At 72.7% G+C, this 14,242-nt stretch carries 14 protein-coding genes; 4 read left to right on the forward strand and 10 right to left on the reverse strand.

What is annotated here, in order from left to right:
* Positions 1-2: 2 nt before the first annotated feature.
* Complete coding sequence (locus tag ACZ60J_RS08595) at positions 3-932, reverse strand: DMT family transporter (RefSeq protein WP_469679841.1); 930 nt, start codon at positions 930-932, stop codon at positions 3-5.
* Complete coding sequence (locus ACZ60J_RS08600; protein WP_469679843.1) at positions 929-1,801, reverse strand: phosphatase PAP2 family protein; 873 nt, start codon at positions 1,799-1,801, stop codon at positions 929-931. The genes ACZ60J_RS08595 and ACZ60J_RS08600 overlap by 4 nt, the downstream gene beginning before the upstream one ends.
* 215 nt (positions 1,802-2,016) lie before the next feature.
* On the opposite strand from ACZ60J_RS08600, the gene ACZ60J_RS08605 reads away from it, so the two are divergent.
* Entirely contained in the window at positions 2,017-2,661 is a 645-nt protein-coding gene (locus tag ACZ60J_RS08605; protein ID WP_469679845.1) for a TetR/AcrR family transcriptional regulator, read from the forward strand.
* A 250-nt stretch (positions 2,662-2,911) separates the two neighbouring features.
* Here ACZ60J_RS08605 and ACZ60J_RS08610 read toward each other — a convergent pair whose 3' ends face one another.
* On the reverse strand, positions 2,912-3,448 hold the full coding sequence (locus ACZ60J_RS08610) for a TerD family protein (protein WP_469679847.1): 537 nt from the start codon (positions 3,446-3,448) through the stop codon (positions 2,912-2,914).
* Positions 3,449-3,595: 147 nt separating this feature from the next.
* A complete protein-coding gene (locus tag ACZ60J_RS08615; protein WP_469679849.1) occupies positions 3,596-4,768 on the reverse strand; it encodes a hypothetical protein in 1,173 nt (390 codons plus the stop codon).
* Between the two features lie 259 nt (positions 4,769-5,027).
* Between ACZ60J_RS08615 and ACZ60J_RS08620 the strand changes: the two genes are divergently transcribed.
* The gene (locus tag ACZ60J_RS08620; protein ID WP_469679851.1) at positions 5,028-5,843 is read left to right on the forward strand and encodes a glutamate ABC transporter substrate-binding protein; all 816 of its coding nucleotides are present in this window, start codon (positions 5,028-5,030) and stop codon (positions 5,841-5,843) included.
* A gap of 509 nt (positions 5,844-6,352) precedes the next feature.
* Here ACZ60J_RS08620 and ACZ60J_RS08625 read toward each other — a convergent pair.
* The gene (locus tag ACZ60J_RS08625; protein ID WP_469679853.1) at positions 6,353-6,925 is read right to left on the reverse strand and encodes a DJ-1/PfpI family protein; all 573 of its coding nucleotides are present in this window, start codon (positions 6,923-6,925) and stop codon (positions 6,353-6,355) included.
* A gap of 237 nt (positions 6,926-7,162) precedes the next feature.
* Between ACZ60J_RS08625 and ACZ60J_RS08630 the strand changes: the two genes are divergently transcribed.
* Positions 7,163-7,987 carry an endonuclease I family protein gene (locus tag ACZ60J_RS08630; RefSeq protein ID WP_469679855.1) on the forward strand — a complete coding sequence of 275 codons (825 nt, stop codon included), beginning with the start codon at positions 7,163-7,165 and terminating at the stop codon, positions 7,985-7,987.
* A 31-nt stretch (positions 7,988-8,018) separates the two neighbouring features.
* Here ACZ60J_RS08630 and ACZ60J_RS08635 read toward each other — a convergent pair whose 3' ends face one another.
* The 4 genes from ACZ60J_RS08635 to ACZ60J_RS08650 form a co-directional block, all read right to left on the reverse strand.
* Positions 8,019-8,459, reverse strand: coding sequence for a GNAT family N-acetyltransferase (locus tag ACZ60J_RS08635; RefSeq protein ID WP_469679856.1), 441 nt, complete (start codon positions 8,457-8,459; stop codon positions 8,019-8,021).
* A 103-nt stretch (positions 8,460-8,562) separates the two neighbouring features.
* A complete protein-coding gene (locus ACZ60J_RS08640; RefSeq protein WP_469679857.1) occupies positions 8,563-10,233 on the reverse strand; it encodes a beta-N-acetylhexosaminidase in 1,671 nt (556 codons plus the stop codon).
* 70 nt (positions 10,234-10,303) lie between these two features.
* A complete protein-coding gene (locus ACZ60J_RS08645) occupies positions 10,304-10,780 on the reverse strand; it encodes a GlcG/HbpS family heme-binding protein (RefSeq protein WP_469679859.1) in 477 nt (158 codons plus the stop codon).
* 35 nt (positions 10,781-10,815) lie between these two features.
* Complete coding sequence (locus ACZ60J_RS08650; RefSeq protein ID WP_469679861.1) at positions 10,816-12,042, reverse strand: MFS transporter; 1,227 nt, start codon at positions 12,040-12,042, stop codon at positions 10,816-10,818.
* A gap of 185 nt (positions 12,043-12,227) precedes the next feature.
* Here ACZ60J_RS08650 and ACZ60J_RS08655 point away from each other — a divergent pair, with 185 nt between their 5' ends.
* Positions 12,228-12,695: a MarR family winged helix-turn-helix transcriptional regulator gene (locus tag ACZ60J_RS08655; protein ID WP_469679862.1), complete on the forward strand. Its 468-nt coding sequence runs from the start codon at positions 12,228-12,230 to the stop codon at positions 12,693-12,695.
* Positions 12,696-12,753: 58 nt separating this feature from the next.
* Here the strand turns inward: ACZ60J_RS08655 and ACZ60J_RS08660 are convergent, their stop codons facing one another.
* Complete coding sequence (locus ACZ60J_RS08660) at positions 12,754-13,923, reverse strand: IMP dehydrogenase (protein WP_469679864.1); 1,170 nt, start codon at positions 13,921-13,923, stop codon at positions 12,754-12,756.
* Positions 13,924-14,242 lie beyond the last annotated feature (319 nt).

Here is a 14,242-nt window from a genome sequence, read left to right on the forward strand (position 1 = left end):
GCTCATGCTGCCACACGGGCCCTCGGCGCGGCCTGAGACGCGACTTGGGGTCCGGGCTGGGGCCCGAGGTGGGGTCCGGCTTGGGATCCGGCGCCGGTCGCGGCGACCTTCGTCTGCTGCGGGGTCCGGGTGAGCAAGAGCACGCCCCGGGCCGCCGCGAGCGCCCCGGCCACGGCCAACAGGACTCCGAACGCACCGCCGTGGATGCGTTCGCCGAGCAGGATCATGCCGATCGCGGCCGCGGCCAGCGGGTTGGTCAGGTTGACCACCGCGAGCGGGGCGCCGAGGCCGCCCCGGTAGGCCCGCTGGGACAGGAGCATCCCGCCAACGGCGAAGACCACCACGAGCAGTCCCACGGAGACGACACGGACGCTGAGCAGGGACCCGCCCCGACCACCCGCCACGGCGACGGTCTGGGTCAGGGCGGAGGCCGCCGCCGAGGCCAGCCCGGAAGCCGTCGCGTGGCGCAGGCCCGAGCGGGTTTCGGTCCGTGCGGTCAGCAGCATGATCACCGCGGCCGTGGCTCCGGAGACGGCGAGCGCCTCGGTCAGGGTCAGGGTCTCGTCGGGGGACGGGCCGGAGGCGGGCAGCAGGAGCAGGCCGAGGCCGACGACGGTGGCCAGGGTGCCGCGCCACTCGCTGGCGACGACCCGCCTTCCGGCGCCGCGGGCGCCCAGCGGTACGGCGGCGACGAGGGTGAGCGCGCCGAGCGGCTGGACCAGGGTGAGCGGCCCGTACCGCAGGGCGGCGGCGTGCAGGAGCGCGGCGGCGGCGTTCAGGCCGGCCGACCACCACCAGGCGCCGTTGCCGAGCAGTGCCGCGGTGCTGCGGGCGACGGCGCGGCGGGCGAGGCGTTCCTGGGCCACGGCGGCGGCCGCGTAGGCGATGGCCGCGGCGAGGCAGAGCAGGACGGCGAGGACCGTGGCGTTCACCGGACCGCTCCTACGGGCTCCACCGGCTCCGGGTGCTCCACCGGCTCTACGGTCCCCGGTGCGCCCGGACCCGCACCCGCACCCGCCGCCGCGGGCAGCTCCGCGGAACGCTGGACCGGCACGCTCCGCCGGGCGACGAGCGACCGGCCGACCGGGCGCGGGACCAGCAGCAGGGCGGCTCCGAGGAGCAGCGTGGCGACGATGGCGTCGAGCCAGTAGTGGTTGGCCGTGCCGACGATCACGAGCAGGGTCACCAGCGGGTGCAGCAGCCACAGGGCGCGCCACCGCGAGGAGGTGGCGGCGATCATGCCGAGGGCCAGCATCAGGGCCCATCCGAAGTGCAGCGAGGGCATCGCGGCGAACTGGTTGGCCATGGTGTCGGTGGCGGGCGCGGCCCCGTAGACGGTCGGGCCGTAGACCTGGCCGGTGTCGATCAGGTGGGCTTCGCCCAGCATCCGCGGGGGTGCGAGGGGGAAGGCCAGGTGGATGACGAGGGCCGCGCCGGTCAGGACGGCCAGGACGCGGCGGGTCCAGAGGTAGTGCGCGGGGCGGCGTACGTAGAGCCAGACGAGGAAGAGCACCGTGGCGGGGAAGTGCACGGCCGCGTAGTAGGTGTTCGCGGTGTGCACGAGGGCGTCGCCGTGCAGGAGCAGGCTCTGGACCAGGCCTTCGCCGGGCAGGTGCAGGGTGCGCTCGGCGTCCCAGATCCGGGTGGCGTTGCGGAAGGCCTCGTCCGTGCGGCCGGTGGCGAGCGTACGGCCGCACTTGTAGACCGCGAAGAGGCCCACGACGAGCAGGAGCTCGCGTATGGCCCGGGGGCGGGCGCCCGGCCCCGCGCCGGCCCCGACGGGTGTGGTCTGGGAGGTCATCCCCCGGTCTCGCTTCCTGTACACAGCTCTGGCTCACAATCGACACACCAGTGTATCGATACATTCTCGTATCGATACGAGTGTGTACCGATACGCTCGCGTTCCCGTAGACTTTCACTAGAGCCCGCTGCCCCGCGACCGAAAAAAATCGGCCATCATGACCAGGGCCCACCCGGCCACCCAGGCCTGCACGCAGCATCGAGGAGAGCCGCCCCATGACGTCGCCGACGCCGGAAGCCGCCCCGGCCCCCGCGCGCCGCTCCAAGATCACTCCGGAGCGCGAGCAGCAGCTCTACGACGCCGTCCTGGAGCAGCTGCGCGAGGACGGCTACGAGGCGCTGACCATGGAGAAGATCGCCGCCCGGGCCGCCTGCGGAAAGTCCACGCTCTACCGGCAGTGGAAGACCAAACCGCAGCTCGTCGCCGCCGCCCTGCGCGCGGACCGGCGCGGGACCCTCGCCGCGGTGGACACCGGAACCCTGCCGGGCGACCTGCGCGAGGCGGCCCGGATCGCCGCCTGCACCTCGGGGCGCGACACCCGGCTGATGCAGGCCCTCGGGCACGCGGTGCTGAGCGACGAGGAGCTGAAGGCGGCCCTGCGCGAGGCTCTGGTGGAGCCGGAGCTGGCGGCGTTCGACTCAATCGTGGCGCGGGCCGTGGCCCGGGGCGAGCTCGCCGCCGGACACCCCGCCGTGGAGTTCCTGCCGGCGCAGCTGATGGGCGTGCTGCGCATCCGGCCCGTGCTGGAGGGCCGCTACGCGGACGCCGAGTACCTCGTGCGGTTCGTCGACGCGTGCCTGCTGCCGGTGCTGGGCGCGGCCCCGCCCGCGGCGGACCGGGCTCCCGGACCGGGCGCCTGAACCGGGCCCCGAACCAGGGGCCCCCTGAACCAGCGGGCCGCCGTCCCCGATGACCGGACGGTGACCCGCTCGCGCTGCCTCGTGGGGACGGTGGCAGCGCAGCCCCCGGACCGGTCGGCGGGCACTCCCTCGCGGAGTGACCGCCGACCGGTCCGCGTGGCTGTCCGGGCCGTTGTACGGGTTGTCGTACGGGCCGCCGCCCGGGCTCCCGTACGGGCCGCCGCCCGGCCGGCGAGCCCGTGCGGCCGGGTCAGTTGCGGGCCGCGCCCATCTCCCGGGCGAACTCCTCCGGGTCGGCGTCGAAGCCCCGTAGGGTCGGATCCAGGGACCAGACCCCGTCACCGTCGCGGGTGAACTCGGCGACCGTGACCGCACTCGCCGCGCCGAAGCCGGTGAGGTCGTCCACCGCGAGATCGGTGTAGCCCTCCCGGATGCGCAGGCCCTTCCCCGCGACCTCGTCGAAGGTCAGCGCCGGCCCGCCACCCGGCCGCTGGATCACCACTCCCACCACGACCCTGTTCAACTCGTCGGCGATCCGGGTCAGTTCGAGGGTCATGACCTCGTCGAAGCCCAGCCCCTGACCGGTCCTGCTGTCCCGGTTCAGCGTGATGGTGCCGTCGGGCGACCGGCTGCCGAAGTGCACCAGGTGGACGGGGTCCCCGTGCGGATCCGCCGCGGCGTAGACCGCGGCGAGCAGGTCGAGGTCGTGGACGGGCGCCCCCGCCGGGCTGGGATCCCACCGCAGCGCGATCTCCACCTTGGCCAGGCCCTTGCGTACTCCGCTCACCGAACTCCCCCTCCGACCACCGTGTGTTGCCCGCCCATGCTGTCACGGGTCACGCCCCGGGCGTCGAACGACCATACGTTCCCGGCCAGTCCGGGTACGCGGCGGCCGGTCCGCGGGGCGGGCCGGGGCAGCGGGAACCCGTGCCGGCTACCAGTCGCCGTCCTGGACCGGCTTGCCCGGCCGGGGCGCGTTCCCCAGGGGTGCGACCTGGCCGGGCGCCGGCTCCGCCCACGGGGCCTCGTCGGCGCCGAGCCATTCGCCGACCGGCTGCACCCCGCCGAGCGTGTCGGAGGGGGCGAGATCGGCGGCATCCTCGTCGTAGTAGTCGAACCACGGCAGCCCGGCCTGCGTGTAGGCGGCCCGGTCCACCGGCGAGGGCGGCGGCTCCTCCCCGGTGATCCGGCGCCACGCGGGCGGGGTCACCAGGTGGACGAAGACCCGCGCGGCCGGCTCGGACGCCCACTCCTTGGCCTTGCGGTCGTCGCGGTACACCTCCTGCCGCATGGAGCCGCCGACGCCGAGCCCCATCGCCGGGGCAGCCTGCGGGGCGGGCCCGCCCCGCGAGCGGCGCAGCGGTCCCCCGGCCGCGGCCTGAGCAGCGGGCGCTGCGGGGATCCCGCCCGGAGCCGGTGCCGCCATCGGCGCCGGCATCGGCATGCCCGGCACCGGCATGCCCGGGGCCGCCCCGTAGCCGCCGCCCCCGTAGCCGCCCGGCGGCAGCGTCCCGTAGGGAGCGCCGCCGACCCGGCCGGTCCCGGCCGTGCGCGCCCGCTCCTCCTCCCGCCACCGCTCCAGCGCCTTCGCCCCGAGCGGGAAGGCCTGGAGCTGTACGCCGCCCGCGGTCTCCTCACCGGTGACCTGGCCCTCCACCGTGGCACCGAGCCCCAGCGGGACGGCGACGAACTGGCGGACCGTACCCGTGCCCGAATTGATCCCGTCCAGCCACGGCTGGCGCGGCAGCACGAGGTAGTTCTGCGGCTTGCGCCCCAGTTCGCCCGTCCACCGCTCGCCGGAGACGGCACACACCTTGCCCACGCCGACCTGGAGCGCGGTGGGCTCCCGGGTCCCGCCGAAGCTGAGCCACATCGCCTCGCGCAGGTACACGGGAAGCATCACCCCGCCCTTGGCGAGCCAGTCCGCGGGGACCGTGTCCGGATAGTCCTCGACCCGCCGCAGCGGGAACTCCCCCAGCCCCGGGGGCAGATTGTGCGTACCGGTCTCCGGCAGCCGCAGCGTCCGCATGAACCGGACCTGCGCCCCCTCGCCCAGCAGCAGTGCGTTCCCCTCGACCCGTACCCCGCCTACCCCGCCCTTGGTCACCCGACCGGCTCCTCTCCCGTCGATAACCGGATGCGCCGCAGGATCTGCAGCCATTCCGGATCGTTACCCTCAAGATTTGCTCAGATGCCGTGACACTGCGCCCGGCACCTTCCTAGCTTCCTCATATACGCGTCCACCAGCCCGTGCGGTTCCCCGCACCCCGGGCCGGTCCCGGTGCGCTCCGCGCGCTGCCGCGCGGCACCGCCCGACCGGGCCTCCGGGACTCCGCGTATCCGCGTACCCCAGGAAAGAGTGCAGCATGAAGGTTCCCAAGGCCGGCGCCATCGCCGCAGTGATCGGTCTCTCCCTGACCGCATCGGCTTGTGGCGGTGACGATGACCAGGGGACCCTCGCCGTCGGCATCAAGTTCGACCAGCCGGGCGTCGGCATGCGGGAGCCGGACGGCACCTTCACCGGTTTCGACGTGGACGTGGCGACGTACGTGGCCAAGGAGCTCGGCTACTCGAAGGACCGGATCGTCTTCAAGGAGGTCCTCAGCAACGACCGCGAGCTCCTCATCGAGTACAACGAGGTCCAGATCGTGGCGGCCAGCTACTCGATCAACGACAAGCGCAAGCAGAAGGTCGACTTCGCCGGACCGTACTTCCTCGCGCACCAGGACCTGATGGTCCGCGCCGACGACGCCACGATCACCAAGGCCGAGGACCTCAACAACCCCGCCAAGCGGCTGTGCTCGGTGACCGGCTCGACCTCGGCGGAGAACGTCAGGAAGAACCTGGCCCCCAAGGCGAGCCTCCTGGAGCTCGGCGGCTACTCCGAATGCGTCGTCGCCCTCAAGGACGGTCTGGTGGACGCCATGACCACGGACAACTCCATCCTGGCCGGCTACACCGCCCGCAAGGGCAACGAGGGCAAGTTCCGGCTGATCGGGCTGAGGCTGAGCAGCGAGAACTACGGGATCGGCATGAAGAAGGGCAGCTCCGAGCTCCAGGTCAAGATCAACAACGCGCTCCGCAAGATGGTCGAGGACGGCACCTGGGAAGCGGCCGTGAAGAAGAACTTCGGCCCGGACTACAAGTACGAGCCCGCGCCGGCCATCACGGCGGGCAGCTGACGACCTCCGAGGCGGTGGCCGGGTCCGACCAGTCGGCGTCGAAGCGGGCGTTGACCCCGTAGGGCCGGCCGCCGTGCACCGCGACCGCCGTCGGCTCGCCGAAGCGCGGGTCGGCGATCCGCTCGACGAAGCGGGCCCGGCGGCCGTCCCCGCTCAGGGGCCGACGACGGCGTCGTCGACGAAGGCGGTACCGGTCGCGGCCCGGTGAGTGGCCAGAACCCGCCCGTCCGCGGCGTCGATCTTCCGGATCTGCCCACGGGCACCGCCGCCCGGGCCGCCTCCTGCACCCGGGCGAGCGGCGCCCCGGCTCCGACGAGCGCGGCGCCTCCCAGCGCCGCGACCGCACCGATGCCCCCCTCATCGCCCCGTCATGATCGACCCCTTGCAACTGCCGTGCGCATGAGGTGAGTCGAGGCTTCACACGCCACCACACCGGTCACGCTCCAGGGCAGTACCCGGCAGTCGTCAGCACCCACCGGGCGCGATCCTTCACAAGGGGGCGGCGGAGCTCACCCTCCCGAAACCGGGGCCTTGCCGCGCAGGACGGTCAGGAACTCCCGCATCCAGGCGGAGTGGTCGGGCCAGGCACGGGCCGACACCAGCGTGCCGTCGACCACGGCTTCGGAGTCCTCGAAGGTGGCCCCGGCCGCCTTCACGTCCAGCTCCAGCGCCGGGTAGGCCGTGACCCTGCGGCCGTCGAGCGCGCCGGCCGCGGCGGCGATCAGGGGGCCGTGGCAGATCTGCGCGATCGGCTTGTCGTCGCCGGCGAAGGCCGACAGGATCCGCCGCACCTCGGGGTCGTTGCGCAGGTACTCCGGGGCGCGTCCGCCGGGCACGACGAGCGCCGCGTACTCCCCCGGGTCGACGTCCGCGAAGGCGATGTCGGCGGGCCAGGTGTAGCCGGGCTTCTCGGTGTAGGTGTCGAAGCCGTCCTCGAAGTCGTGTACGACGAAGCGCAGCTTCTTCACCGCCGGCGCCGCGATGTGGACCTCGTACCCCTCCTCGATCAACCGCTGGTAGGGGTAGAGGACTTCGAGGGATTCCGCCGCGTCGCCGGTCACGATGAGGATCTTCGGTGCCATGGGCTGCTCCTGGTCGGGCTGTTCACGGTGTGGCCTCCGCCACCGTGCCCGCACCGCCCCGTCCTGCATAGGGACTCTTACGCCAATCACCCCGCATGACGCGCGTAGAAAATCCTGCCTCCCGACACGTGCTTTTTACCTGTAGGGCACATGACAATGTGAATCTCGCTCTGCCACCTGACACCCCGCCAATTCCCCGGGCGGGAGCGGTGCGTGTGGAGAGGTACCCCCCACGTGATGAGAATCTCGCGCGTTGCCCCCTGGGCAGCCGGCCTCGCGGCCGCGTCCCTGATACTGGTCCCGGCCTCCGCCTCGGCCGGCCAGCAGCACACGGCCGCAGCCCCCGCGGCGGCTTCGGCCCAGGCTTCGGCCTCCGCCGTCGACACGTACTACGCCGCCGCCGAGGGCAAGACCGGCGCCGCACTGAAGACGGCACTGCACAACATCATCAAGAACCAGTCCAAGGTGACGTACGACGGCGTGTGGAACGCCCTGAAGGTCACCGACCAGGACCCGGCGAACTCCAACAACGTCATCCTGGTCTACTCGGGCCGCTCCCAGTCCAAGTCCACCAACGGCGGCGGCGTCAACGACTGGAACCGCGAGCACGTCTGGGCCAAGAGCCACGGCGACTTCGGGACCGCCACCGGCCCCGGGACCGACCTGCACCACCTCAGGCCCGAGGACGTCACCGTCAACAGCACCCGCGGGAACAAGGACTTCGACATGGGCGGCGGCCCGGTCTCCGAGGCCCCCGGCAGCCTGACCGACGCCGACTCCTTCGAGCCGCGGAACGCGGTCAAGGGCGACGTCGCGCGCATGCTGCTCTACATGGCCGTGCGCTACGACGGTGGTGACGGTTTCGCCGACCTGGAGATGAACGACAAGGTCAACAACGGCAGCGCGCCCCTCTTCGGCAAGATCAGCGTGCTGAAGCAGTGGAACCTGCAGGACCCGCCGGACGCCTTCGAGCAGCGCCGCAACCAGGTCATCTACGACACCTACCAGCACAACCGCAACCCGTTCATCGACCACCCGGAGTGGGTCAACTCCATCTGGTAGGCGCACGCCAGGGTCTCTCTGCGCCCGCGCCCTACTGCACGCCCAGCGCCATCCACTTCTCCGGTGCCGTGAGCGGCTCGAAGCCGACCTTCGCGTACACCTCGTGGGCGTCCGCGGTCGCCAGCAGGATCCTGCGCAGCCCGTACGGGGCGAGGTGGTCCCGTACCGCCCCCGCCAGGGCGGTGCCCAGCCCCTTGCCCCGTACGCCCCGGTCCACGTACACGTCGCAGAGCCACGCGAAAGTGGCGCGGTCGGTGATGACGCGGGCGTAGGCCACCTGGAGACCGGACACGGCTTCGTAGACCCCGAAGTTGAGGGACCCCTCGATGGCGGCGTCCTGCTTCTCCCGGCTCCGGCCGAGCGCCCAGTAGGCGTCCTCGGACAGCCACCGGTGGATCAGCTCCGGGTCGAGGCGGCCGGGGTCGGTGGAGATCTCGTAGCCGTCGGGCGAGGGCGGCGTGCTGGCGTCCATGCCCGCATCCAACCAAAGCGGACGCCGCCCGGCGAGCGGGTTTCGACAGCCGGGAGGCCGAGGGTGCGGCCGCGTCCGACCGGCCGCGCTACAGGCGGCCGCGCTACAGGCGGTCGGCCAGGGCCTTGAAGGCCGGCCAGTCCAGGGCCGGGGTGCGGGCGTCCCAGACCTTCTGGGACAGAGCGGCGAGGGGGAGCCGGATGCCGGCCGCGACCTGGGCCTGGGTCTGGGATGCGGCCAGATCGCACCAGACGGCGAAGCGCGCGCCCAGGATCTGCCCGTTGTACCGCGCGGGCACGGCCGTGGTGCCGCGCAGGACGAGCGGGGTCCACTGCTCGTAGATGCGACGGCCGTCGGGGTACGTGAACTGGTTCGGCTCCCCGAGCACGTAGTAGAGGTACTCGTCGTTGAGGTTGACGACCTTGCGGCCCTCGCGCAGGTACTCCAGCGGCGGCCGGGCCCCGATCTCCTTGCCCGTCCAGTACTCGACCTGGATGTCCCCGGCCGGCTGGGCGATCCCGCCGGTGAAGAAGCCGTCGTTCCATGCCGCCGGTGCCCGGCCCGCCGAACGGACCACGGCCGCACGGTCGTTCAGCCAGCCCGTCGCCAGGTCCTGGACCCGCGCGGTGGGCCCGTACCGCTGCCGGGCGGCGGCGGTGAGCTGCGGGAAGGAGGTCTGCGGATCGCGGTAGACCAGGGCCTGGTACTCGTCGGCACCCACGTTCCAGATCGCGCCGGGGAACAACGGCAGGTACTCGCGCAGGAGTTCGTCGACGAGTTTCGCCGCTGCCGGGTTCGCGATGTCGACCGCGCCCTTGACCGCCCGGCCCTGGACGTCGCGCAGTTGCAGCCCGGGGTACGCGCGCAGCACCGCTCCGAGGTGGCCGGGCGAGTCGATCTCGGGGACGACCGCGATGTGCAGCCGGGCGGCGAGCGCCGTGATCTCGCGCACCTGCGCCTTGGTGAGGTGGGGGGTGGAGACGATCTCGGGGTGGGTGTCGGACTCGATCCGGAAGGCCTGGTCGTCGGAGAAGTGCAGGCCGAGCTGGTTGAGCTTCAGGTCGGCCATCTCGCGCAGCCGGTCCTCGATCCAGTCCGGGGTGAAGTACTTGCGGGCTATGTCGAGGTTGAGCCCGCGCTGCGGCTTGGCCGGGGCGTCGCGCACGATGCCTTCCGGAGCCGAACCGCCGCCGCTCACCTCCTGTTTGAGGGTGCGGGTGCCGTAGAACACCCCGGCCTGGTCGGGTCCGGTGATGCGGACCTGCCCGTCGCTGACGGTGAGGGTGTACGACTCGGGAGTGCCGGAGCCCTTCGGCCCGAGGGCGAGTTCCACGTCCCCCTTGCGCGGGGTGGCCGACGCGGCGAATCCGATGTGCAGCTCCCCGGCGAGCAGCTTGCCCTCGTCCGCCAGGGCCGCACTGTCGGCCGGCGGTACGACGACCCGCGCCTCGGGGCCGGGCCGCCAGCCGGGGCCGCGGGCCGGCACGTGCTCCCGTACGGCGGGGACGGTGCGCGGGGCCTCGGACAGCGGAAGGGCGGGCGTCGGCGAGGGCGTCGGAGCCTGCGGGGAGGAGGGCGCGGCCGGGGTCGCGGCGGATGCCGTCGCGCTCGCCGGGGCGGCGGGCGGGGTGCTCCCCGCAGCCGGTGCCCGGGCTTCCCCCGGACCGGGCGCCCCGGACGCACAGCCGGGAACGGCGACAAGGGTGACCAGCGCGGCGACTACTGCCGTCGCGATGCCGTGGCTCCGCCCGTGCTGCTCTGTCTGCCGCATCATGCACCTTTCCCCCGTACCAACGTGGCACGGGGGACCCCGACGCGCGACCCGGAGGCCTGGGAGGCGGCGGTCAGGCCAGGGCGGTGAGTGCGGACTCCGCGAAGGCGTGGTCCTGGGTCGGGGCTCCGCCGCCGACGCCGATGGCGCCGATGAGCCGGCCGTCGCGGTGGACCGGGAGGCCGCCCGCGATGAACAGCAGCGGCCGGTCCAGGGCGGTGGGCAGCGTGTGGAAGGGGCCGCCGGGCTGGACGGCGTCGACGAGGTCGGCGGTCGGGGCGTCGAGCTGCAGGGCCGTGAAGGCCTTGCGGGTGCTGGTCTCGCCCGAGATCAGCACGGCCCGGTCGTCGCGCCGGAAGGCGAGCGGGTGGCCGCCCGCGTCGAGCACGGTGACGCTGACCGCGACCCCGGCGGCTCCGGCGGCGGCGGTGGCCACGGCCACCAGCGCCTCGGCGTCCGCAGTGGTCAGCGGCGCGACGGCGGTACGGGTCAGGGTGGAGGTGGAGGTGGGGGTGGGGGTGGGGGTGGGGGTGGGGGTGGGGGTGGACATGTGGGGCTCCTGTGATGTGGGGGCGTGGTGGTGGGTCAGTGGTGGGCCGGGATGGCGGTGGCTGCCGGGGTGCCGGCCGCGATGACGCGGCTGGTGCCTTCGGCGCCCGCGCGGGTCCCCGTACGCCGTTCCAGCGCTCCGGACACCAGGGCGAGGGCGAGGGCGGAGCCGGCCAGGGCCGCGCCGACCCAGTTCGGGGCGGTCCAGCCGAGTCCGGCGGCGATGACGAGTCCGCCGAGCCAGGCGGCGAGGGCGTTGCCGAGGTTGAAGGCGCCGATGTTGACGGCGGAGGCCAGGGTGGGGGCGCCGGCGGCCTGGTCGAGGACCCGCTTCTGCAGCGGCGGCACGGTGGCGAAGCCGAGGGCCCCGATGAGGAAGAGGGTCGCGGCGGCTCCGGCCCGGGTGTGGGCGGTGAGGGTGAAGGCGGCCAGGACCACGGCGAGCGCGCCGAGCGAGGTGTACAGCATCGGCATCAGTGCGCGGTCGGCGAAGCGGCCGCCGACGAGGTTGCCCGCGACCATGCCGAGGCCGAGGAGGACGAGCAGCCAGGTGACGGAGGTGTCGGCGAAGCCGGCGACGTTGGTCATCATCGGGGTGATGTAGGTGATGGCGGCGAAGACCCCGCCGAAGCCGAGGACGGTCATGCCCATGGCCAGGAGCACCTGGACGTTGCGGAACGCGGCCAGCTCGTGGCGGATGCGTACCCCCTCGGGGCGGGGCAGGTCGGGGACGAGCCGCGCGATGCCGAGCAGTCCGAGGAGGCCGAGCGAGGCGACGATCAGGAAGGTGACGCGCCACCCGAGGTGCTGGCCGACCAGGGTGCCGAGCGGGACGCCGACGACGTTCGCGACGGTGAGGCCGGTGAACATCATGGCGATGGCTCCGGCCTTCTTCTCGGGGGCGACGAGCTCGGCGGCGACGACCGCGCCGATGCCGAAGAAGGCGCCGTGGGCGAGGGAGGCGACGACGCGTCCGGCGAGCATGACGCCGAAGGCGGGGGCGAGGGCGGAGAGCACGTTGCCCACGATGAACAGGCCCATGAGCAGCATCAGCATGCGCTTGCGCGGGATGCGGGTGCCGAGCACGGTCATCAGCGGGGCGCCGAGGACCACGCCGAGGGCGTAGCCGGTGACCAGGAAGCCGGCGGTGGGGATCGAGACGCCGTACGTGCCGGCGACCTCGGGGAGGAGGCCCATGATCACGAATTCGGTGGTGCCGATCCCGAAGGCGCCGATGGCGAGTGCGAGGAGTGCGAGAGGCATGAGGGGTGCCCTTCAGGAGCTGCGGAAGCTTCAGGGGAGGGGGGGCGGAGGCGGTCGGCGCGGCGATTGCCGCAGCGGGTTGCCTGCGCCCACATTAATTGCATACGCGGGATATTTGCAAGCGCGGGCAATTGCAGACGTGCCCTATCCTGGAGTCAGCCACACGCCTTCGAGGAGGACCGCCCATGACGGCCACGGACAGCGCACTCACCGCCCTCTCCCAGGGCTGGTGCGCCCTCTCCCTCCTGCACGGACGCATCGAGACGCACATCGAGCGCGCGCTCCAGGCGGGACACGACCTGAGCGTGCGCGAGTACTCCCTGCTCGACGTCCTCAGCCGCCAGCACAGCGGCCCGGGCGGCCACCTGCGCATGCACCAGGTCGCGGACGCGGTGGTGCTCAGCCAGAGCGCCACGACCCGGCTGGTCAGCCGCCTGGAGGACCGCGGGCTGCTGAGCCGCTACCTGTGCGACACGGACCGCCGGGGCATCTACACCGACGTCAGCCCGGCCGGCTTGGCGCTCCTGGCCGAGGCCCGCCCCACCAACGACACCGCCCTGCGCGAGGCCCTGGACGAGGCGGCGCGCACTCCGGAGCTCGCCCTGCTGGTGGCCGCGGTGAAGAACACCCCGGCGGTAGTCCCGGCCGGCTAGGTCGTCTCCGTACGGGCGGCCCTCGGCCCCGGGGCCGAGGCGCCCGGGGCCGGCCGGATCATTCCCCGAAGTCGACGGCGGGGTGGCGCAGCTGCACCTCGGCGCCCGTCTGCTTGAACGACTCCGCGGAGACCGGTACCAGCACCGCATCGCGGTGGAAGTCCCGCAGGCTGGTCGACCCGCAGCTGATCATCGTCGAGGTGATCTTCGCCCGGGTCCGCTCCACGTTGTCGTGGAGGCCGCCGGCGTAGGGCACGTAGCCGTCGACGCCCTCTTCGAAGACCATCCGGCCGCGCTGGCCGTAACGGGCCTCGTTCTGCGCGCGCCGCGAACCCTCGCCCCAGTACTCCTTGTACCACTGGCCGCCGATCTGCAGCTTCCGCGACGGGCTCTCGTCGAGCCGGGCGAAGTAGCGGCCGAGCATGACGAAGTCGGCCCCCATCGCGAGCGCCATCGCCATGTGCGAGTCGTCGAGCAGGCCGCCGTCACAGCACAACGGCACGTACGCACCGGTCTCCCGGGCGTAGGCGTCGCGCGCCTGGACCACGTCGATCAGCGCGGAGGCCTGCCCGCGGCCGATGCCCTTCTGCGCCCGGGTGGTGCAGATGGCCCCGCCCCCGATCCCGACCTTCACGAACGCCGCGCCCGCATCGGCCAGGTAGCGGAAGGCCCTGCCGTCGACGACGTTGCCCGCTCCGACGAAGACGTCCTCCCCGTACGTCTCCCGCGCGAACTCGAGCGTCCTCGCCTGGTGTACGGAGTATCCGTCGGAGGAGTCCAGGCACAGCACGTCCGCGCCCGCTTCCGCCAGGGCGGGGATGCGGTCCTTGAAGTCCCGGGAGTTGATGCCCGCGCCCACACGCAGACGCCGCGCGCCGTCCAACGTCGCGCGGTGATAGGTCTCGTGGGCCTGACCGTCGCCCTGCCCGGCCCTGTGCCGCTTCACCGCCAGCACGTCCGCGGCCTGGTCCTCGATCTGCTGGTTCTGGTGGATGAACGACAATCCCCCGACCTGTGCCAGTGCCACCGCCAGCGCCGGTGACGAGACCGCCTGCATGATGGCGCTCACCAGGGGTGTGGCGACCCGGATTCCCGGTTCCTCGCCGACCCGGTGACGCACCACCGGCGCCCCGAGATCCACGGTGTCCGGTGTGCAGTCTTCTGTGGTCAGGCCCGGGATGAGGAGGTATTCGCTGAGGGTACGAGAAATCTCGGGGAGGATTTTCACATGGTCTCCAGCAAGGAGCCTGCACCGGTCGACGACGGATCGGCGAGGCTCGTAAGGGCGGTTACGGGCAGTGCGGATCGATGCCGGCCGGTGGCGCGCTGGCGGAAGAATGCGCTCTGGAGATCCTCAGAGCGGGCGCGACCGGCGGAGCAGTGCTCGCACGCGCGGCCGAACCGGCGGCGAAGGCAGGGCGTACCCCCGGTCCTCCGCGCGGTGCTGCACAGGCGCTGAACTTCCATTGCGCCATGGGTGATCTTAACCCACGGCCGCTGCGCGCCCGTCGGCACACAGCGGCGGGCGCGGCAGCGACAGCCCCGAA

The sequence above is a fragment of the Streptomyces sp. NPDC104226 genome, from assembly GCF_055584085.1.